The sequence below is a fragment of the Kocuria cellulosilytica genome, from assembly GCF_040981245.1.
Classification (GTDB): Bacteria; Actinomycetota; Actinomycetes; order Actinomycetales; family Micrococcaceae; genus Kocuria; species Kocuria cellulosilytica.
This window is the reverse complement of the sequence record NZ_JAVFWZ010000011.1, coordinates 26,265-46,227: the sequence shown is the minus strand read 5'-3', so window position 1 is coordinate 46,227 and position 19,963 is coordinate 26,265. Positions and strand designations below refer to the sequence as shown.

Below are 19,963 nucleotides of genomic sequence, written 5' to 3'. Positions count from 1 at the left end.
CGCCACGGAGGGCGCGGCAGAGCACACTGCGGGCCCTAGTGTACTACAGGGCCTCGTCCGCCCTGCACACCCCCGGAGGCCGGCGGTCGCGCCCGGGACGCGTCCACAGCACGGGGCCGGAGCCGCCCGCCGCCCGGGGCGCGGCCCGACAGTGGGAGCATGCTCCTCGGATCCGACCGGCCCCTCCGGGCCTCCTGCCCCGCACGCCCGGGACGCTCCCGGACGGTGCGCGCCGCGGCACTGGGGCTCGTGCTCGCCCTCGGGGCCGCCGTCCCCTCCCCCGGCTCGGCGTCGCCGGGGTGGACGTGGCCGCTGGCGCCGCGACCGGCCGTGGTGGGCGACTGGGTCCCGCCCGCCCAGCGGTGGGCGGGGGGTCACCGGGGCGTGGACCTCGGCGCCACCCCGGGCGCGACCGTGCGCGCCCCCGCGGCGGGGACGGTGAGCTTCGTGGGGTTCGTGGTGGACCGGCCCGTACTGACGCTCGACCACGGCCGGGGCGTGCGCTCGAGCTTCGAGCCCGTCGAGTCGGACCTCGCCGCCGGGGACCGGGTGCGCCGCGGGCAGGCGGTGGGCGTGCTGGGCGGTCGCGACCACTGCGGTGCGGGCACCTGTCTGCACTGGGGCGTGCGCCGGGACGGCGACTACGTCAATCCGCTCGGGTTCGTCGGCGCGCTCGGCCCGTCGGTCCTGCTGCCCGTGCCCGGGGAGCGGCGGCGGGCAGCAGCTCAGCCGTCGCCGCCCTGCACGTCCTCGACGCCCTGCTCGACCTCCTGCTGGAGCTGGTCGGCGCCCTCCTGCAGCTGACCGGCGCCCTCCTCCACCTCCTGCTGGACCTGGTCGGCGCCCTCCTGCAGCTGGTCCGTGCCCTGCTCGAGCTCCTGCTGGACCTGGTCGGCGCCCTGCTCGACGTCCTCGGCGGTGGTGTCGCAGCCCGTCAGCGCGGCGGCCCCCAGGGCGGCGACGGACAGGAGGCTCCACGGCGTGCGGCGGCTCATCTCGGGGTCCTTACGGTGGGTGGTGTCCGGATCGGACCACCAGTGCACCACATCCGCGGCGGACGCGCACCCGGTGGCGGCACGGTCCGGAAGGAGCGCCCCTGCCACCGGGAGGAGCGCGGTGACAGGGACGAGGGGTAGGGCCGGTGGGGCTTGAACCCACGACCGAAGGATTCTCAATCAATGGATTCCGTTGGGTGCGCATGCATGCCCGGCTATGCCATGACGTTGGGCTAAACAGAAATTGGGGTCACCTCGAGCGCCACGTTTACACCGTGGATGCGTCTCTCCCTGTCCCCGCATCCGTGTCTTGCAGTCGCAAATACCCTCCCGTAGGAAGGAGTGGATGGCGAGTGGGGACTCGTCACGCAGATGAGGGGGCTGGTCTGTGAGTGAGAAGCAGGGGACTTCGAAGGGTCTGGTGTTGCTCGGGGTAGTCCTGTTCTTGGTGCCCTTCTGGGTGTTGCGGCAGATGGACTTGCCACTCTGGGCCACGATGCTCTGGCTGGGGATCGTCATCGCCGCTTGCCTGGCGTTCGGTTGGTGGGCTCGGCACGCACCCCGCCACGAACGGTTCGCCCTCGAGGACGAGTGGGAGTCCGGGCTGCCAGCCGCACAAGCCCTGGAACGCATCACGGATCACTTCCGCGCAGAGGGAGCCACCGTCCGACAACAGGGCAAGGAAGTCATCGTCGAGGTCGGATCGGACTTCAAGTTCCGCTTCAGCGGCATCGAGACCGCCAGGGGCCGGCGGGCTTTCCCCTCCACGCTGACCTTGACTGCGATCGACACAGGCTCCGGTTCAACCGTGAAAGCACGGAGCCGCGACAACCTCGGTTGGTACGCCAAGATGCACTCCTGGATCCCGCAGTGGGCGGACGAACGCAACGCACATCTCATCGACTCCACCCGACACCTCACGGGCGCCGCCACCGACCGCCCCCACCTGGACACCATCAAGGACCGGCCGTCCGATAACAGCTTCCGCCCCGAGAACGCCATGAACTGGTCGTCCGCGGTGATCGTGTGGGGTTGCTGGGTGGTCCTCACGGTGTTCGTCGTCATCGACGGCGAAACCCTACAGGACTTCTACTGGCTCTTCACCGCGGCGGTGGCCCTCTTTACTGCGCTCCTGTTCTGGTCGCGGCGGAGGCGGGACCGATCCTGGTCCCAACGGGTGCAGAAGATGTAAGCAGACCCAGTCCTATCCCCGTGTCAACTGCCACCAAGCCCACCGGAAGACAGGCCCTCATGCAGGACACCCAGTTCATCGTCCTCTTCGTCAGCTTTGTAGCGTTGATCCTGACGTCGGCGGCCCTCATGTACGGCCGCCGGCCCTTGGCCCGCCGTCTCGCCAAGGACCCGAACGAGCAAACTGTGCGCAGCGTCGAGCTGGTCGCCGGGTGGACGCCCACGGTGCTATCCCTCGGATTCCCGTTGATGGCACTGCTCATCCCCATCAACGATTTCGACCGTGGGTTCCAGCTCATGGTCATCGGGTTCTTCGCCATCGGCGCGGTGTGGATGCTCACGGTCGCCAAGCTGCCGCGACTCAGGAACCTCATGGCGCAACAGGCCTACGCAAGTACGCTCGGCGCGAAGAACCACGGCGAGACCCCAGAGCTCTACCAGGACGTCATGAGGCGCTTTCTGCCTCTCGCTGGAGCTGTGGTGGCTCTGGCCTTCGTCATCGTCCTGCTCCGGGCGCTGCTTTGAGGATGAGCGAACATGCCCATGGTGTCGTCGACAACGTGACGGTAGGCCCGACATCCCAGAGTGGCTTTCCGGTTCTCGGTGATGAGGGGCCAGTCAGTCCCCCCATGTGTGCCGGGACGCCCACATGCTCCGGCCGGTAGCGACAGCGCCATGGACGAGACTGCCCAGCGCCCCGCCGCGGTGCCCGTGCCGACAGCCAGGCAGGTCCTCGTCCGCGCTCTGCCGGCGGCGGCCGTTATGGTGATCAGCCTCCCGCTGGCCACATGGTGGTGGGTGGAGGTCACCGGTGACGGCGGCCCGTGGTGGTGGTTGCTAATCCTGGCGGCCACCGTCGGACTGTCGGCGATTATCCAGCGCTACACGAGCCCTCCACGTCCTCGCATCGATCCGCGCACCGGCGAGGCACAGTGGGCCCCGGCAACCGCAACCGCCGCGAAAAACGGAGAGCTGCCTGCTTGCCCCGAGGTGCGAACCGCGGTCGGGGTTGCAGCCTGCGCCGGCATCGAAGGGCTGATCGTACTCATCGCCCTGCTCATGGCCATCATCTTCAGCGCGATGATCCTTCCGGACCTGTGGACTGTGCTCCTGCCAGTGACTGTGATGACAGGGATGGCAGCTTTCCGCGTCCGCCGCTCCTGGGTCTACCTGCGCGTCCTGCACAGCGCTGACCACGGCGGCTGACGACCTGAAACGGGAGGCACTGTGACCAAGGGAAAAGCTCCGATCAGCGGGGCCATCGCGATCGCCTGCGGACTCCTGTTCGCCACCACCGTCCTTCTCGCCGTGACTGTGGACCTGTCGTGGTTCACGGTGGCGAGCACGCTGATGACATTCGTGCTCACCGTGCTCATCTGGCGCCGGTTCCGGGCCAGCGACCTCGAGTACCGCCACCGCATGGAGAGACTCGACCAGCGGCTGAGCGGCGGGCAGTAGTCCTCAGCAGGCGCATGGACCTGCGCGCCCTCAGACTCGTCGCTGCTCGAGCGCCTCGCGCCGCCGCTGGATCGCCCCGGCCACCCGGTACGATTCCGCGGCCGAGACCTCCACCGAGTTGTCTGCGGTGTTGATGCGCACGCTGGGTCCGCCCATCAGGTATCCGTTGGCCCCGTCGTCCAGACGGCGCCGGCCGATCTGCCACCACGGGGTGCGGAGCCCAACGGCTACTTCGGTGATCTGCTCGTACGGGATCCTGGTCTTGCGCCAGCCCTGCCGGATGTTCCGTTGGGTAAGCGATGACTGAGGGACTCACTACCAACAGAAAAGCCCACCCCGCCAGGTATTATGCCTGGTGGGGCGGGCCTTTAGGTAGGGCCGGTGGGGCTTGAACCCACGACCGAAGGATTATGAGTCCTCTGCTCTGACCAGCTGAGCTACGGCCCCGCGCCGGGCCGGGCCCGGCGGCGCAGCACCACGTTACCGCACGAGCGAGGCCAGCCTGCTGCGGAGCCGCCCCGGACCTGCGGCGCGGGCGCGCACCGGTTCCGGGTGCTCGCCGCGGTAGAGCCGCACGAACGTCTCGAGGGTCCGCGGGAAGCTGTGCTGGGCGACCTTGCGGCGGCTCTCCCGGCCCATCCGTGCGCGCTCCTCGGGCGGGGCGCCCAGGACGAGGGCGAGCTTGCGCGCCAGGTCCTGCGCGTCGCCGGGGGTGAAGAGCCAGCCGTTGACGCCGTCCTCGGCCAGGTGCGGCAGGGCCCGCGCGTCCGCCAGGACGACGGGCCGCGACGCCGCCATGGCCTCGAGCGTCACGAGGGACTGCAGCTCCGCGGTGCCCGGCTGGCAGAACACGTCCGCCCGGAGGTAGGCCGCGCGCAGCTCCTCATCGGGGACGTAGCCCAGGAAGCGGACCCGCTGGGCGACCCCGAGGGCCCTCGCCAGCTTCTCGAGCGCGGATCGCTGCTCGCCGTCGCCCACGAGCTCCAGGTGGGCGTCCAGCTCGGCGGGCAGCAGCGAGAGGGCCTCGATGAGCACGTCGACGTTCTTCTCGACCGCCAGCCGCCCGGTGAACAGGACCGTCGGGGGCGCGCCCCGCTCCCGCTCCTCGCCGTCGTGGGCCTCGTAGTCGGCGATCCGGATCCCGTTGGACACGGCGAGCACGGTGTCGGGGAAGCCGTTGCGGCGCATGGTCTCGACCGCGAGCGGGGTGGGTGCGGTCACCACGTCGCAGGCGCCGAACACCCGCACCATGTCCCGCCACGACACCGCGCGGTACCGGTCCAGCACCCACGCGGGGAACGGCAGGAACGGTTCCAGGTTCTCGGGCACGAAGTGGTTGGTGGCCACGGTGCGGATGCCCCGCCGCCGGGCCTCCCGCACCAGCATCCGGCCGATGATGTAGTGGTTCTGGACGTGGACGACGTCGGGGCGGACCTCGTCGAGCACGCGGCGGATCTCCCCGGCGACCTGCCACGGGAAGCACAGGCGGAAGTACGGGTGGGTGAACGCCCGGTGGGAGCGCAGGCGGTGCTCCAGCACGCCGTCGTCCTCCGCACGGCAGGACGGCCCCGGCTCGGGGCGGGCGCACAGCACGTGCACCCGGTGGCCCCGCTCGTGCAGGCCGCGGGCGAGGCGGTGGCCGAACTGCGCGGCCCCGTTGACGTCCGGCGGATAGGTCTCGGCGCCCAGGAGGACGGTGAGAGGGCGGTCGGCGGTCGTGGTGTCGGCGCTCAAGCGTGTCTTCCCGGTCGGTCGTGTGCTGGGCGGTCGGGTGCTGCGGGATGGGCTGCTGGAGGGCCCGGGGCCGCGGGGCCCGGGGCGGGCTGTGCCGCGTCCCGCCGTGCCAGCTCGGCGCGGCGCTCGAGCACCTCCGGGTGGTGCTGCGAGAGCACGGCGACCCCGACTATAGCAACGGCGCCGGCCCCGGCCATGAGGATCCCGACCGGGACGGAGAAGCCGGGCGCCGCCTCCCCCAGGACCAGCAGGCCCAGGAGCACGCCCACCATCGGGTCGATCACGGTCAGCCCGGCGATCACGAGGTCCGGCGGCCCCGCCGCGAACGCCGTCTGCACGAACCACCCGCCCAGCACGGCCGCGACCACCGCGGTGGCCACCGCCAGCCAGTTGACGTCGTCCAGGGGCGTCCCCGCGCTGCCCTGGATGCGGATGAGCGTCAGCCGCACCAGCACCGCCACGAAGCCGTAGAGGATGCCGGCCCCCACCACGTAGAAGGTCCCGCCCAGGCTGCGGCCGAACATGGCCGCGGAGACCCCGAGGACACAGGTCAGCACCACGAGCATGACCACCACGGTGTGCTCGGCCCACTGCGAGATGCCCTGGGCGGGATCGGTCGCCGCCACCGCGCAGGTCACGAAGACCGCCCCGCCGGCGGTGCACAGACCGATGGCCGTCCAGGTCCGCCGGTTGATCCGCAGCCGCCGGTGCCGGGCGTGCAGCAGCGTGGTGATGACCAGGGCCACGACGCCGATCGGCTGGACCACCGTCACGGTGGCCAGCCCGAGCGCGGTGACGTTGAGGGCCGTGCCGGCGCCCAGCAGGCCCAGCCCGAGCAGCCAGCGGGGACGGCGCAGCAGGACCCCGATACTGCGCAGCCCCAGCCGTCCGTGCGCGACGTCGGCCACGGCGCTGCCCTGCTGCTGCGTCCCCGTGGCCAGGCACACGGCCGAGAGCAGCGCCAGGACCACGGCCAGCCACTGGCTCACGGGGCCCTCCGATCTGTCGTCACGCCCGGGAGTCTATCGAGCCGGCCCGCCCGTCCGGTCCGCAGCGCGTGGACGGCCGGTGAACGCACGGGGAAGGCCCGGAAGCCTGTGGCTTCCGGGCCTTCGGCCGGTGCGCTCGTCCACGGGCGGCCCATGGACGGCGACGTCACCGGAACAGCTTGCGCAGGAAGACGACGAACGCGCTCCCCGCCACGGCCAGCACCGTGAGCGGCTGCCACCGCTCGCCGATCCCGGCCTGCCCGGCGCCGGCCTTCGAGCCGGACTTCGCCCCGCCCTGGGCGAGCAGGCCCTTGACGTCCTTCGGCGTGGTCTTCACGGTGCGGCTGGTGCGGTCCACGAAGCCCTTGGTGGTGGACTGGATGGTCTCCGCGCGGCCCTGGACGTCGTCGCGCAGCGTCTTGAGGTGCTCGCGGCGCAGCTTGAGCCGGTGCCGCAGCTGCTCCTCGGTGGGCGCCGGGGGCTTCTGCCGGGCCGGGTCCTGGGCGGCCTCGCGCTTCTCCTGCTCCTTGCGCTCGCGGGCCAGCTGCTCCTCGCGCTGGACGCGGCTCTCGGTGTAGGCGGACCCCTCCTTGACCACGCCGAGGTCGTACTTCGTCCCGAAGACCGCCTTGCGCGGCACGAGCGGGAGGGCCTTCTTGATGGTCGACACCCCGATGAGCGCCGCGACGGCCAGGATGACCAGGAACAGCACGGCGAGCAGCAGGGCCGCCAGCCAGGCGGGCATGACCTGCGCCAGCCCGGCGATCGCCGCACCGACGAGGGCGATCGTGGCCAGCAGCAGGAACACCAGGCCGACGACGACGAAGGCCGCTCCCTTGCCCAGCGTCTTCGCCTTCTCCGTGAGCTCGAGCTTGGCGAGCTGGGCCTCGTCCTTGAGCTGCTTGGGCAGCAGCCGGGCGAAGACCTTCACGACGTCGAGGATCGACGCCGACCCCGGATCGGAGTGCTCCGACCTGGTTCCTGACGTCCCGCCCGTGCTGGGGCCTACCGAATGACTCATGCCCGCCTCCGTTGATGATGTGAAAAGTACGTGGACTGAGCACCAAACTACCATCGGGGACGCCGGGGGCGGGCGAGCACCGGGCCGTGAAGCGGCCTGCGGGGACGCACGGGAGGGCCCGTCCGGATATTCCGGACGGGCCCTCCCGTCAGTGCGCCGGGACCGGTGTCAGTGCTTCCCGTCCCGCTTGTCCTTGCCCTTGCCCTTGTCGTCCTTGCCCCAGTCCTTGCCCTTGTCGTCCTTGCCCTTGTCCCAGTCCCTGTCCTGCTCGAAGTAGACCCTCACGTACCGCTTGCCGCAGACCTTGTCCGACTTGCCGGTCCGGTCGACCTTGCGGGCGTCCTTGTAGTAGTCCCACCAGTCGCCACCGTGGCACTTGTCCTTGGCGATGGACGCGGCCCGCTTGAGGCTCACGCCGTCCTTCGAGTAGGACTTCCAGCCGTGGTCCTTCTTGTACTTGACGACGACCTTGACCTCACCGTCATTGCGGTTCTTGGACCAGCTGTGTCCGTGGCCGTTGCCGCGCTCGTCCTTGCCCCCGTCAGCGAGTGCCGGTGATGCTCCCCCGAACAGCAGTCCCGCCACCGCGACGCTCGCTACCATCTTTTCCAGAGTTTTCACTGTGCTCCCCCTCGGTGAATATGGTGAGGTCAGCGTAATTCGCTTCTGACAAGGGACTCAATAGCAAACGATGACGTTCCGGACGCGGTACGGTCACGCTTCGGCACTACCAATCGGTGGACCCGCTGGTAGTCACGGAGGGGTTCCGGTCCGACCTCCGGCGGGCCAGCACTGCGGGCTGCCGCCCCGCTCGGGCATCCCGGCGCCGCGGGCGGCGCCGCGCTCCCTCCGCGGCTCCGCCGAGGCATCCCGCCTTGGAACGGACCGCTGCTGTGACCGACCCGGTGGTGGGAACAGCACTCGAGGCGGCCGTTCACCGGCGAGACCCCGAGGGTGGGGTCGATGCTCCCCCGTGGACGCGAGAAGCATGACGGCCGTGACCGGCACGACGAAGCCTGCCTGAAGGGCGTCTCCGCTTGGAGGGATCGGCATGGCGGCCGGACGCCGCGGGGAACTCGATGCGTCGGGTGGGGAGTTCACGGGCCGGGTTGCCCCCGAACGTGGTCTGCGCCGGCACCTCTTCACCTTTCATCAGGAAGGAATCGGCCTCGACGAACGCTCCGTCACCGATCGTCACGCCGTAGTGGATGAAGGCCTTCACCCCCACGGTGCACCCCTTGCCGATAGTGATGCCGTCCAGCTTGAAGGCCCTGTCCTCCATGGAATGGCACTGGATGATGGCCCGCGCGTTGAGGGTGCACTCGTCACCGACGGAGACGATGGTCTTCTCGATGATGAAGCATCCGTCGTCGAAGACACGCTTGCCCATCCTCACACCGAGCAACCGCCAGACGCCCGGCTTGAACGGTGTTCCGTTGAAGACCGCCATGATTCCTTGGATGAGGAACTTCCAGTAGCGCTCATGCCGCCAGAACCTTTGGTCGTAGATGGAGCAGAACACCGGGTCGAGTCGTCGGAATCTGAAAGAGGCGCGTTCGATCAGCACGGAAAAGCCGAGGGCGAACAAGAACAGGGCCAAGAATGCGGCGGTGACCACCAGGACACCGTAGCGAGAGTGCAGCGCCACGGCGTAGGAAGCGATCAGCATTGTGACGACGATGAAGAACCACCTGCTCAGCAGGTACAGCACAAGCGTGACGGCGTTGTGCTTGTTCTTGGCCCGGAGTCCGGCGCGCAGAGCTGCCCCCGTGACCCTGTCGCGGACCTCGATGTCGCGGCGTACGGAGCGTGGGATCTCGAAAGACGGAGAGCCCAGGAGTCCGACACCTTCGCGGATCGGGCCGTCCACCGGGACCATGGCCTTGGTGCCGAGCAGGCAGTTGTCGCCGATTCTGCTGCCGGAAGGGTAGTGGATGTCGTTCCCGAAGTAGCACGTTGAGCCGACGGTTGCGGGCGCAACCTTGAATGAACTGCTCGAGTACTCGTTGTTCATCACGGACAGCCCGTCGGCGACCAGCGTGCCGCTGCCGATCGTGACCAGAAAGGGATTCTCGTGCTTCTGATCCGAGCCGAAGTTGGACCCGGTCTGGACGAGCTCTGGTTGTTTGTAGCCCAGCAGGCGCAGGTAGTGCACGATCAGCGAGCTGTCACCGGCCGCCCACATGTAGAAGCGCAGGTTGGTGAGCCGGGCGACGGCGCGCTGGAGAACGTAGTGCACGCCGTACAACGGATACACACGGTTGGGCTTCAGAAACAGGTTCAGCACACGGGGCACGATGGCAACCGCGACGAGACCGGTCGCGGTCCCACCGAAGAACAGGACGAACGAGACCACTACCAGATGGAGATAGAACGCCGAATCAGTGTGATCGAGGTGATCGGTCGACAAGTAGGCCGGCAACAGGATCGCGAGAAGTCCCAGGCCAATGACAGAGACGAAGAACACCCGGTTGATGACCGTGAAGACACTGTAGACGACGCGCCGAAGGGTGCTGCAGTCGACGGGGTCGGCGGCGCGGTAGTCGGTGCCGGTGGGCTCGGCCGGCGAACCGTGCCAGTGCTGCCCCCGGGGCACCGACTGATGCGTGTGCAGGGCTGAGACGTGACCGAGCTGGGCGTCGTCGCCGATGTACGTGCCGATGTCCAGTACGGATGCCTCACCGACCAGAACGTTGTGGCCGATGGTCACGGTGCCCGTCTGGATCATGCCCCGGTGCGCGCGGTAGCAGTTGAAGAGGGTGTCCTTGCGGATGACGGTGTCGTCGCCGATGGTCAGGAGGTCCGTGCAGACGGGCACGAAGCCCGAGAGGATGACGGTCCGCTTGCCGACCTTCGCCCCGAGGGCCCTCAGGTAAAACGGATAGACGGGCGTGCCGATGAACATGCGCATGGGATTGGCACGGATCAGCGACTTGACCACCCAGAACCTGAGATAGCGCGCGGACCAGACGGGGAATTCCTGGGTCTTCCACCGGCCGATCAACAACCACTTGGCGACGACGGGCAACAAGATCATGATGAGGAGCAGCACAAAGCCGAAGAGGAACGAGTGCCACAGCACACCGAGAACCCCTTCGCCACTGGACGCGAAGAGATAGCCCTCCACCAAGAGGAAGGACGCTCCGAACATCGAGAGGAGAAAGTACAGGGCCTGCACCGCCCCGCACACGGCGTACCGGAGGGCGCTCACCGGCGCGGGCAACTCCGACACGCCAACTGGGGCCACGACCGGACTCGAACCGGTGGCACGAGCATCCTCCACGACGACTGCCAGAGCGGACACCGTGGGATTCAGGTAGATGTCACGCATCGCCACGTTCGGCACGCGCTCGTCCTTGCGGAGGCATCCGCAGAACTGCGCCATCAGCATCGAGTTCGCGCCGAGGTCGTCGAAGAAGTGCGCCGCCGCTGAAACCTTCTCCACCCGGAGGACCGCAGTCAGTGCGTCGGCCAGAATCTGCTCCGTCTCCGAAGAAGGGGCCACGTACTCGTCGTCGCTGCTCGAGGTCCGAGGTCCGCCCGGGGCCGGGAGCTTCTTGCGGTCGACCTTGTCACTGGGCAGCCTGGGCATCCGGTCCAGCCGCTCGAAGTAGGCCGGCACCATGTATCCGGGCAGCCGTTCCCGGAGGTGCTCGCGGATCGCCTGCGCCGGAACCTCCTGGGTGCCTTGGCGCACCGTGTAGTAGCCCACGAGTTCCACGCACCCGGGCTCCGGCTCATAGGTGTTGACCACGGCTTGGACGATTCCGGGGAGGCGGAGAAGAACGGACTCGATCTCGCTCAGCTCGATGCGGTAGCCCCGCACCTTGACCTGGGTGTCGATGCGGCCGTGGTACTCGATCTCCCCGTCCTCGTTGAGCCTGCCCAGGTCCCCCGTCCGGTAGATCCGGCCGGACGGGTTGTCCGGGATGCCGAGGAAGTCGGGAATGAACGCCTTGGCCGTGAGATCGTCCCTGTTGACGTACCCTCTGGCGAGGCCGATGCCCGCCAGGCCGATCTCCCCGAGCTCACCATGGGGAAGGACCCGGCCCCTCTGCGGATCCAGAATGACGGCGGAGTAGCTCGGCAGAGGTTCCCCCAGTGTGACCGCACGATCCGGGTGCGCCACCGCCATGGTGGCTGTGACCGTCGCTTCGGTGGGACCGTAGACGTTGAGGAAGCGACGCCCGGGCCGGTGCCATCGGACGATCAGGTCCCGGGGACAGGCCTCGCCGGATACCAAGAGGAAACTCAGTTCGGGAAGGTCCTCCTCGATGGTCGACAGCAGGGTCGGGACGCAGCACATCGCCGTCACCTGCTTCTCGGTCAGGAACTCGGCCAGCTCAGCACCGAGCAGCGCGGTGCCGCGAGGCTTCGGGACGAGTGTCGCCCCGGCCATCCACGGGACCCAGATCTCCTCGACGGAGAAGTCGAAGGCGATGGTCATGCCCTGGTAGACGCGGTGCTGGGACCGGATCCCGTAGACATCGGCGGCCACACGGACGAAATTGCAGATGCTGGCGTGTTCGATGGCCACACCCTTGGGGCGGCCCGTGGAGCCTGAGGTGTAGATGATGTAGGCCAGGTCGTCCTGGCCCACCGCGCTCACTTCGAGCTGGACCCGCCTGGAATCCCTGTGGTCGATCTCCTCCTGCTCGCGGTCGATGCACAAGACAGGAGCGCTGACCTCCGGCATGATGGCTTCCAGGCTCGCCAGCGAGAGCACGCGCGAGACATCGGCGTCCTCGATGATGTAGGCCATGCGGTCCGAAGGAAATCCCGGGTCGAGAGGTACATATGCCGCGTGGATCTTCAGGACCGCGAGCATGGCCACGTAGGCGGGCACGGCATGGTCGAAGAGCAGTGCGATCCGGTCCCCCGGGCCTGCGCCGGCCTCGAGGAGATGACGGGCCAGTCGATTCGCCCGGGCGTCAAGCTCGGAGTAGCTCAGACGCGTCTCGTCCGCATCCACGGCGAGGACACTCTCCCGACCGTCGGCCCTGGAACGGTCACAGACGGCCTCGAAGAGCTGCTCCAGCCGATTCCCCTGTCGACCGAGGATGTGTTCGCCGTCCAGGAGGGACGTGGGCACCGGACCGTCGTTTCTCGACAGCAACTCCGACGGCTCTGGCTCGTACCGTTGCGATGTGCTGTCAACATTCGTACTCATATGGCTCCCCCAATGCACTGCAAAAAAGCCTTGATGTGGCCATGACAATGCCCGGACACCAAGGCTTCGATAAAATCTCGGGAACCTCCGGAATCCCCTTCCCGGAGTGTCAGATAGAAATCAGCCTAACTCCGCAAATGCAAACGCTGGAGAAGTTGTCGCGATGTTTCTCCAGGTCAGAGGGGTGCCGAAGCAAATTTTACTTGCAGGTGCAAGATCCTCACGCCGCGCCAAAGCATTGTCGGTGATTTACGGAATTGCCTGGGTAGTACGTTTGCGCGTAATTAGGGTCTGTGCCATGCCGAACGACTTCAATAACCGGGCGGTGAGTTCAACTCGATGTGCTGGGCCGCCGCGGACTCCGCCGGATCGGATGGCCGTTCGGCAGTGGCCTCCCGCACTCATCTCATCCCGACCGGACGCCCCGGCCTGTCACAGCATCCGCCAGGACAGGCACCCAGCAGCACCCGACCGACGAGCGGTCGGCTGGAACGCCGATCGACTCGAGAACCGTCGCGCTCATTTCTCACTCATCGGAAGTCATCACCCTGTCCACTTCCATCTTCGGGGACCTCGGGTCTAACGTCCGCAGCTACTGCCGCAGCCGGCCCGCCGCCTTCGAGACCGCCCGCGGCTCGCGGCTGCACGCCGAGGACGGCGAGGTCTACCTGGACTTCTTCTCGGGCGCCGGGGCGCTGAACTACGGGCACAGCGATCCGGATCTGAAACGTGCGCCGATCGAGTACTTGGCTGACGACGGCGTCGTCCACTCCTTGGACACCGGCACCACGGCCAAGCGCCACTTCCTCACCGCCTTCGAGCACCATGTCCTCCGGCCGCGCGGCCTCGACAACAAGGTCCAGTTCACTGGTCCCACAGGGACCGACAGCGTAGAGGCCGCTCTCGAACTGGCACCGCTGACCACCGGCCCCACCGGGGTCGTGACCCTCACGAACGCCTTCCACGGCATGACCCTGGGGTCCTTGTCCGTCACCGGCAACGCCATGAAGCGCAACGGCGCGGGTGTGCCGCTTTCGTTCGTCACCACCGCACCGTACGACGGATATCTGGATGATCCTTCCTGGGGCTTCGCCTGGCTGGCCAAGACCTGAACCGACCCCGGCTCCGGGATGGAACGCGCCGCCGCCGTCATCGTCGAGACCGTCCAGGGCGAGGGTGGTCTTCACGCGGCCTGTCCCGAGTGGTTGCGGGGACTCGAGACGCTCTGTCGCGATCAGGGCGTCCTGCTGATCGTCGACGACGTCGAGGCGGGCTGCGGGCGAACCGGCACTTTCTTCAGCTTCGGGGAGGCCGGCATCGCACCGGACATCGTGTGCCTGTCGAAGTCCATCTCAGGCTACGGGCTGCCCATGGCGCTGCTCCTCCTGCGCCCGGAGCTGGACATCTGGCAGCCTGGCCAGCACAACGGGACCTTCCGCGGCAACAACGCCGCGTTCGTCACCGGCACCGCCGCTCTGGAGTAGTACTGGGCCGACGGCGGCACCTTCCAACGATCCGTCGTCGAGCGCGGGAAGCAGCTCGGGGACGGCCTCGCGAGGATCTCGACGAAGGTCGCGAGGTCCTGATGGACGCCACGCGCGCCGTGCTCGCCGAACGCTGTCCATTCGGCACCTTGAGAGTGGAGACCACGGAGACGATGCATAGCGCCAGGATCTCCTGAGATCGGAGAGGTGCCTCGGCACCGCGTCGAGAACACCGGTCGCTGTGCGGTATCGCTGAGACACCGAGCCTGCGACCGGTCAGCGACATCGGGGAGCGCGAGCCATGGCCGCCTCCTGGCCACACGGGTCCCCCGCAGTCCACGGCTCCCTAGACGCTATGTAGTGACCGCCTGGGTTCACTGGGGACAGCGGGCCGGGGCCTCACTCACTGATCTTCGTGGGTTACCGGACAAGTTGTCCCTCGCCCGGCCTATCCAACAGCAGTGGGAGGCCCCGGTGTTCACAGAGTTTATGAGCGTAGGGCTCGATGTGCACGCACGATCGGTCGCCGCAGCAGCGATCGACGGTGTGACCGGCGAACTCGTCCAGGCGAGACTGACCCCTGATCACGGCCACATCCGATCCTGGATCCAGGACCTGCCCGGGCCGGTGGCGGTGGCCTACGAGGCCGGCCCCACCGGGTTCGGACTGGCCCGGGCGCTGGAAGCCGAGGGCATCCGCTGCGTGGTCGCGGGCCCCTCGAAGCTGCAACGGCCCTCCGGGGACCGGATCAAGACCGATGCCCGGGACGCGGTGCACCTGGCGCGGCCGCTGCGCCTGGTCGAGATCACCGCAGTGGTCTTGCCCGGTGCAGAAGACGAGGCCGCCCGCGACCTGGCGCACGCCCGCGAGGACTGCCGCGGGGATCTGATGCGCGCCCGGCACCGGGTCTCGAAACTGCTGATGCGTCACGGCACCGTTTACACCGACGGGCATGCCTGGACCGGCGCCCACCACGCATGGCTGGCCCGCCAGCCCTCCGACACCCCGACCACCCGGATGACCTTCGACGCCGAGCACGAGACCGTGCTGGCCACCATGGCCCGCCGGGACCGGCTCGATCGAACGTTCACCGCGATGGCCGCCGAGTCCGAGTTCACCCCGGTCGTGGCGCGGTTGTGCTGCCTGCGGGGGATATCCGCCCTCGCCGGGTTCGGACTGGCCGTGGAGATCGGCGACTGGCACCGTTTCACCGGCTCCACCATCGGCTCCTTCGTCGGGCTGGTGCCTTCCGAGCACTCCTCCGTGGCCACCCGGTCGCAGGGGCCGATCACCTGTCAACGCCGAGTGCATATTGACCCCCTATCGCCGGGCGGATTCAACGGCGCCCGAGGGTCAGTATTCACACGGCATCGACATCACCAGGACCGGCAACAGCCACGCCCGCCGGCTGCTGGTCGAGGCCGCCTGGCACCACCGCCCCGCCTACCGGCCCGGAGTCACGATGCATGCCCGATGGGACGATGCCCCAGCCGCCGCCCGGGCTCGCGGGACGCCGGCAACCGCCGGTTGCACGAGCGCTGGGTGCGGATGCTCGAGCTCAAGAATCGACCCACCGTGGCCAATGTCGCGGTCGCCCGTGAACTGGCCGGGTAATGCTGGTCCCTGGCGGTGATGGAGGACTGAACCGCCACCTCTGAAGCTGCTCCCTCGACGCTGCCCGGAGGCAGCGCGTGGCGCGATCAGAGCTGCGACTGTGAGCAGCCCCGCAGCCTTCTTCGCCGCGGTGCGACGCTCGATCCTGGAGACGCGGTGCGCTCCAGCCGAACACCCCGCCCTGCGGTGCCCGACCCGGGCATGCCTCTGCTGGGAGACGGCTGGTCCGGGACCGAGACGGACCACAACGAGGCGCCGTCCGGATCGCTCCAGACGGGCGCCTCACCCTGCTCTCTTGACAAGACCCCCTACGGATCAGTCGAGCTCCGTGCCGGAGGATGCGGCCATGGACCGTCGGCGTGCGCTCTTCGCCACGGCGCCGACCATTCGCTCCAGCGGTCCCTGGCCGATGGATCGTTGCCATGCCACGGCGAACAGGACCGCCGTCATCAGCTGGATCGTCAACCACAGGTAGGGCCGGTCGTAGTGGACCTCGAAGGACAGCGCGACCAGGTGGGCGGTGTACAGGGACAGGGTCATCGACCCCATCGCCGAGAGCGGCAACAACCAGGCACCGACCGCCCGGGTGATCAGCAGGAAGAAGCCCAGCACCGCCATGCCTGTGCCGAGGCTCGCCGCGATGGCCAACGGGGCGTTGGTGTGCGGCGTGTCGACCGCCAGCGACCACCAGGTGTCGGTGGGCAGCCAGTCCGATCCCCAGACCAGCACGTCGGCCAGTTCGTCCGCGTCTCCCGAGGAGGCCGCCAGCAGCCGTTCGTAGCCGCCCAGGCCGTAGAGCAGCACGTACGAGGCGGCCTGGGCGCAGACGGACACGCCTGCGCCGGCCAGCAGCAGGCGGACCTGGACGGCCCTCCTCCGGAGGTCGAGCCGGCCCAGTCCCATGCCGGCCAGCAGATAGGTGAGGTAGGCCAGGGCCGGATAGGTGCCGGTCAGCAGCAACTGGGCTGCCGTCGCCCCCGGCTCCGTCACCAGGTCCGCGAACGCGGGGTTGCTGGACACGGATTCGGGAAGCTCATCGCGCAGCAGCTGCATGAGCACCGGGGCCGTGACCGCGAAGAATGCCGCTGACGCGACCAGCAGCCTCCAGCCCGCGCCCAGGAAGGGGACTGCCAGCAGGAAGAACACGCCGTAGTAGATCAGGATGTTGTCCGCCGGCAGGTCGTCGGAGAGCACGGAACCGATGGCCAGTCCCAGCACGGCGATCAGCACGGCCCGCACCACGAGCGCCACCCGGTCCGCGCTCAGCTCCATGCCCCCGTGCGGGCGGGCTCCCCCGGTGGCCAGAGCCAGACCGACGCCGGCCAACAGCGCGAAGAGGGCCGCCGAGTCCCCGGAGAAGATGATGTAGGACCAGGTCGGCTCCGAGCTCTCGTCCTCGTGGGAGGGCAGGACGTGCACTGACATCAGACCGACGAGGGCCAGCCCGCGAGCCGCGTCGATGCCCACCAGACGTCCGGACGGGCCCCGCGCAGCACCGGGGTCCTGCGAAGCGGCAGTTCCGGTGGTCCTGGCCGTCCAACGCATGGTTCCCCCTGGTGTTCCGGGTGCCGCCCGGGACACCAGGCCGGCCGGGCTCCCGACGCATCCGGGACCTCGGCAGGCCCGAGGTCCCGTGCGACCGGACGTCCTGGACCAAGGATGCGCCCGCACTCCGGCTCTGGCCAGGGGAAATCCGAGGATCGCACAGGTTCCTCACGAAGATGGCGAGGGTGCTCTGTGGTGCGGAGACGGTGCCCCGCGGCGGGATGTCCACCGAAGAGCGGGCATTACATTCGCGACTGGATGCGAGTCAATGGAAGTGAGCTTGATCCGAGCTCCCGCCGGAAGGACCACGCCATGACCACCATCCCCCACGCCCGTCCCGCAGAGTCCCTCGTGAGCACCGGTGTCGCCGGAGCGCTGGCCGCCCGGGGCGTCACCGTCACGTCCGTCGAGATGCTCTTCGACGGCCGGGAGTGGGCCGTGGCCGTGTCCTCCCACCCCGAGGCGATGTCGGAGACCGAGGTCCGCGTGGCGGTGTGGACCGCCGTCCTCAACTACACGGCGGTCTTCGACGTGCCCGCCCCCACGGACGGGGTCCGGATCAGCCTCCTGGGCTGAGGGCCGCCCGTCCCGGCAGGACGTCGGCGGCACGAGAAAGGCCCTCACCGGCGTTCGACGCGGTGAGGGCCTTCTGGGTGGCTCCCCCGACTGGACTCGAACCAGTAACCCTTCGATTAACAGTCGAATGCTCTGCCAATTGAGCTACGGGGGACCGTGCACGCACGCGTGCAACGAGCCATCACTTTACCGCCCCCGCCGGGCTTCGACAAATCCGGTCCCGTCCGGCGGGTCAGTCCTGGCGGAGGCCCCGCCGCTGCATCTCCAGTTCCAGCAGCTCCCGCTGCAGCTGCTGGTAGCGCTCGCGCTGCCCGGTGGGGTCGGTGCGCTGGAGCTCCGCCAGCCGGTCCGACTTCCGCCGGTTGATCTGCAGCTCGAAGAGGCGGTTGAGGATGTCCGCGGTGTAGCGCTCCAGCTGCTGCTGGGTGGTGGCGGGCAGCGGCGTCACGGCGAGCTCGGCGAGGTAGCCGTGCAGGGGCTCGGGGAGGTGCCCGCGCACCGCGTCCACCCAGACCTGACCGCCCGGCACGGCGGACCCGTCCCCGAGGAGCCCGGCGCGGGCGGCCAGGACCGCGTCGTGCACGGCCCCGTGCACGGGGTAGCGGAAGGCGCTGAGGCCGAACTCCTCCCAGTGCCGCTCGAGCATCAGGTCCGGGCACTGGATGACGGTCTCGAGCGCCTCGCGCTCCATCCGCGCCACGGGCTCGCGGGCGTCGGGCAGCTCGACCGGGGCGGGCCCGGACGCCTCGGGCTCCGCCGGCCGGTGCGGCGCGGGGCGCTCCTCCTGCCGGTCGCGGCCCGCGGAGTCGACGGCGCGCTGGACCTCCGCCGGCTCGAGGCCGAGCCAGCCCGCCAGCTGCCGCGCGTAGGCCGGGCGCAGGGAGCGGTCCCGGATCCGCGCCACGATGGGAGCGCAGGCCCGCATCGCGCGGATCCGGCCCTCGATGGTGTCCAGGTCGAAGTTCTTCAGCGTCGCCCGGATCGCGAACTCGAACAGCGGCCGACGGTTCTCCACGAGCTCGGCCACGGCGGCGTCCCCGCGGGCGAGCCGGAGGTCGCACGGATCCATCCCGTGGGGCTCGACCGCCACGTAGGTCTGCGCCACGAACTTCTGGTCCTCCTCGAACGCGCGCAGGGCAGCCTTCTGCCCGGCGGCGTCGCCGTCGAAGGTGAAGACCACCTCTCCCCCGCCGCCGTCGTCGGAGAGGAACCGCCGGACGATCTTGATGTGCTCGGCCCCGAAGGCGGTGCCGCACGTGGCCACCGCCGTGGTCACGCCGGCGAGGTGGCAGGCCATGACGTCGGTGTAGCCCTCGACGACGACGAGGCGCCGCTGCTTGGCGATCTCCCGCTTCGCGAGGTCGATGCCGTAGAGCACCTGGGACTTCTTGTACAGGGCGGTCTCGGGGGTGTTGAGGTACTTGGGACCCGGATCGTCGTCGTGGAGCTTGCGGGCGCCGAAGCCGATGACCTCGCCGGCGACCGCACGGATGGGCCACACGAGCCGGCCGCGGAACCGGTCGTAGAGGCCGCGGTTGCCCTCGGAGAACATGCCGGTGAGCTTGAGCTCCTGGTCCGTGAAGCCGCGCTCGCGCAGGTGCTTGAGCAGGTGGTCCCAGCCGCGGGGCGCGTAGCCCACGCCGTAGCGCCGGGCCGCCTCGCCGTCGAAGCCCCGCTCGCCCAGGAACTGCTGGGCGGGGGCCGCCTGGCGGGTGTAGAGGTTGCGCTGGAAGAACTCCGCGGCGACCTTGTGCGCGTCGAGCAGGCGCTGGCGGCGCCCGACCTCCTCCTTGTTCGGCCCGGAGCCCTGCTCGTAGTGCAGCTCGTAGCCCACCCGCGCCGCGAGCTTCTCCACGGTCTCCGAGAACGTGGTGTGGTCCATGGTCATGAGGAAGGAGATGACGTCCCCGGACTCGTCGCAGCCGAAGCAGTGGTAGGTGCCCATCTGGGGCCGCACGTGGAAGGACGGGGTGCGCTCGTCGTGGAACGGGCAGAGGCCCTTCCAGGAGCCGATGCCGGCGCTCTTGAGGGTGACGTAGCCGTCGACGATCTCCTTGATGTCGGTGCGCGCCCGCACCTCGTCGATGTCCTCGCGTCTGATCAGTCCTGCCACAGGGACAGTCTAGGGGCGGGGCCCGACGCCCGAGGGCCGGCCGGTCCGGGCGGTGGAGCACCGCGCGGAGCGG

At 68.9% G+C, this 19,963-nt stretch carries 16 protein-coding genes, 2 tRNA genes and 1 pseudogene; 8 read left to right on the top strand and 11 right to left on the bottom strand.

What is annotated here, in order from left to right; genetic code table 11:
• Positions 1-159: 159 nt before the first annotated feature.
• On the top strand, positions 160-804 hold the full coding sequence (locus RCG67_RS14750) for a M23 family metallopeptidase (protein WP_368827352.1): 645 nt from the start codon (positions 160-162) through the stop codon (positions 802-804).
• Here RCG67_RS14750 and RCG67_RS14745 read toward each other — a convergent pair.
• A complete protein-coding gene (locus tag RCG67_RS14745; protein WP_368827351.1) occupies positions 726-995 on the bottom strand; it encodes a hypothetical protein in 270 nt (89 codons plus the stop codon). The two genes, RCG67_RS14750 and RCG67_RS14745, sit on opposite strands and share 79 nt — an antisense overlap.
• Positions 996-1,383: 388 nt before the next feature.
• Here RCG67_RS14745 and RCG67_RS14740 point away from each other — a divergent pair, with 388 nt between their 5' ends.
• The 4 genes from RCG67_RS14740 (at position 1,384) to RCG67_RS14725 (ending at position 3,644) form a co-directional block, all read left to right on the top strand.
• Complete coding sequence (locus RCG67_RS14740) at positions 1,384-2,187, top strand: SGNH/GDSL hydrolase family protein (RefSeq protein WP_368827350.1); 804 nt, start codon at positions 1,384-1,386, stop codon at positions 2,185-2,187.
• 59 nt (positions 2,188-2,246) lie between these two features.
• Positions 2,247-2,711 carry a hypothetical protein gene (locus RCG67_RS14735; protein WP_368827349.1) on the top strand — a complete coding sequence of 155 codons (465 nt, stop codon included), beginning with the start codon at positions 2,247-2,249 and terminating at the stop codon, positions 2,709-2,711.
• 150 nt (positions 2,712-2,861) lie between these two features.
• Positions 2,862-3,392 (top strand): hypothetical protein, encoded by a 531-nt coding sequence (locus RCG67_RS14730; RefSeq protein WP_368827347.1) that lies wholly within the window; start codon positions 2,862-2,864, stop codon positions 3,390-3,392.
• Positions 3,393-3,413: 21 nt separating this feature from the next.
• On the top strand, positions 3,414-3,644 hold the full coding sequence (locus RCG67_RS14725) for a hypothetical protein (RefSeq protein WP_368827346.1): 231 nt from the start codon (positions 3,414-3,416) through the stop codon (positions 3,642-3,644).
• Between the two features lie 30 nt (positions 3,645-3,674).
• On the opposite strand, the gene RCG67_RS14720 is transcribed toward RCG67_RS14725, so the two are convergent.
• From RCG67_RS14720 to RCG67_RS14690, 7 genes are all read right to left on the bottom strand, one after another.
• The gene (locus tag RCG67_RS14720; protein WP_368827344.1) at positions 3,675-3,800 is read right to left on the bottom strand and encodes a hypothetical protein; all 126 of its coding nucleotides are present in this window, start codon (positions 3,798-3,800) and stop codon (positions 3,675-3,677) included.
• Positions 3,801-4,017: 217 nt separating this feature from the next.
• Positions 4,018-4,091, bottom strand: a tRNA-Ile gene (locus RCG67_RS14715).
• A 33-nt stretch (positions 4,092-4,124) separates the two neighbouring features.
• On the bottom strand, positions 4,125-5,378 hold the full coding sequence (locus tag RCG67_RS14710) for a glycosyltransferase (protein ID WP_368827341.1): 1,254 nt from the start codon (positions 5,376-5,378) through the stop codon (positions 4,125-4,127).
• On the bottom strand, positions 5,375-6,367 hold the full coding sequence (locus RCG67_RS14705) for a DMT family transporter (protein ID WP_368827339.1): 993 nt from the start codon (positions 6,365-6,367) through the stop codon (positions 5,375-5,377). Before RCG67_RS14705 ends, RCG67_RS14710 begins: the two co-directional genes overlap by 4 nt.
• Positions 6,368-6,533: 166 nt before the next feature.
• A complete protein-coding gene (locus RCG67_RS14700) occupies positions 6,534-7,388 on the bottom strand; it encodes a phage holin family protein (RefSeq protein ID WP_368827338.1) in 855 nt (284 codons plus the stop codon).
• Positions 7,389-7,556: 168 nt separating this feature from the next.
• Positions 7,557-7,991 carry a hypothetical protein gene (locus RCG67_RS14695; protein ID WP_368827336.1) on the bottom strand — a complete coding sequence of 145 codons (435 nt, stop codon included), beginning with the start codon at positions 7,989-7,991 and terminating at the stop codon, positions 7,557-7,559.
• Between the two features lie 331 nt (positions 7,992-8,322).
• Positions 8,323-12,480, bottom strand: coding sequence for a Pls/PosA family non-ribosomal peptide synthetase (locus RCG67_RS14690; RefSeq protein WP_368827334.1), 4,158 nt, complete (start codon positions 12,478-12,480; stop codon positions 8,323-8,325).
• A 419-nt stretch (positions 12,481-12,899) separates the two neighbouring features.
• Here RCG67_RS14690 and RCG67_RS14685 point away from each other — a divergent pair.
• Both RCG67_RS14685 and RCG67_RS14680 read left to right on the top strand, forming a co-directional pair.
• Positions 12,900-14,042, top strand: a pseudogene (locus RCG67_RS14685) (diaminobutyrate--2-oxoglutarate transaminase).
• Positions 14,043-14,531: 489 nt separating this feature from the next.
• Positions 14,532-15,656 carry an IS110 family transposase gene (locus tag RCG67_RS14680; RefSeq protein ID WP_368827332.1) on the top strand — a complete coding sequence of 375 codons (1,125 nt, stop codon included), beginning with the start codon at positions 14,532-14,534 and terminating at the stop codon, positions 15,654-15,656.
• Between the two features lie 315 nt (positions 15,657-15,971).
• On the opposite strand, the gene RCG67_RS14675 is transcribed toward RCG67_RS14680, so the two are convergent.
• On the bottom strand, positions 15,972-17,201 hold the full coding sequence (locus RCG67_RS14675) for a heparan-alpha-glucosaminide N-acetyltransferase domain-containing protein (RefSeq protein ID WP_368827331.1): 1,230 nt from the start codon (positions 17,199-17,201) through the stop codon (positions 15,972-15,974).
• Positions 17,202-17,513: 312 nt separating this feature from the next.
• On the opposite strand from RCG67_RS14675, the gene RCG67_RS14670 reads away from it, so the two are divergent.
• Entirely contained in the window at positions 17,514-17,777 is a 264-nt protein-coding gene (locus RCG67_RS14670; protein WP_368827329.1) for a hypothetical protein, read from the top strand.
• Between the two features lie 78 nt (positions 17,778-17,855).
• On the opposite strand, the gene RCG67_RS14665 is transcribed toward RCG67_RS14670, so the two are convergent.
• Positions 17,856-17,931 (bottom strand) — tRNA-Asn (locus RCG67_RS14665).
• Between the two features lie 78 nt (positions 17,932-18,009).
• Entirely contained in the window at positions 18,010-19,890 is a 1,881-nt protein-coding gene (dnaG, locus tag RCG67_RS14660) for a DNA primase (protein ID WP_368827328.1), read from the bottom strand.
• Positions 19,891-19,963 lie beyond the last annotated feature (73 nt).

Bases quoted from the DNA above. Each gene is read 5' to 3' on its own strand.
- RCG67_RS14745 (WP_368827351.1), bottom strand. From the start codon at position 995: ATGAGCCGCCGCACGCCGTGGAGCCTCCTGTCCGTCGCCGCCCTGGGG.
- RCG67_RS14695 (WP_368827336.1), bottom strand. From the start codon at position 7,991: ATGGTAGCGAGCGTCGCGGTGGCGGGACTGCTGTTCGGGGGAGCATCA.
- RCG67_RS14700 (WP_368827338.1), bottom strand. From the start codon at position 7,388: ATGAGTCATTCGGTAGGCCCCAGCACGGGCGGGACGTCAGGAACCAGG.
- RCG67_RS14730 (WP_368827347.1), top strand. From the start codon at position 2,862: ATGGACGAGACTGCCCAGCGCCCCGCCGCGGTGCCCGTGCCGACAGCC.
- RCG67_RS14720 (WP_368827344.1), bottom strand. From the start codon at position 3,800: ATGGGCGGACCCAGCGTGCGCATCAACACCGCAGACAACTCGGTGGAG.
- RCG67_RS14670 (WP_368827329.1), top strand. From the start codon at position 17,514: ATGACCACCATCCCCCACGCCCGTCCCGCAGAGTCCCTCGTGAGCACC.
- RCG67_RS14680 (WP_368827332.1), top strand. From the start codon at position 14,532: ATGAGCGTAGGGCTCGATGTGCACGCACGATCGGTCGCCGCAGCAGCG.
- RCG67_RS14735 (WP_368827349.1), top strand. From the start codon at position 2,247: ATGCAGGACACCCAGTTCATCGTCCTCTTCGTCAGCTTTGTAGCGTTG.
- RCG67_RS14750 (WP_368827352.1), top strand. From the start codon at position 160: ATGCTCCTCGGATCCGACCGGCCCCTCCGGGCCTCCTGCCCCGCACGC.
- RCG67_RS14675 (WP_368827331.1), bottom strand. From the start codon at position 17,201: ATGCGTTGGACGGCCAGGACCACCGGAACTGCCGCTTCGCAGGACCCC.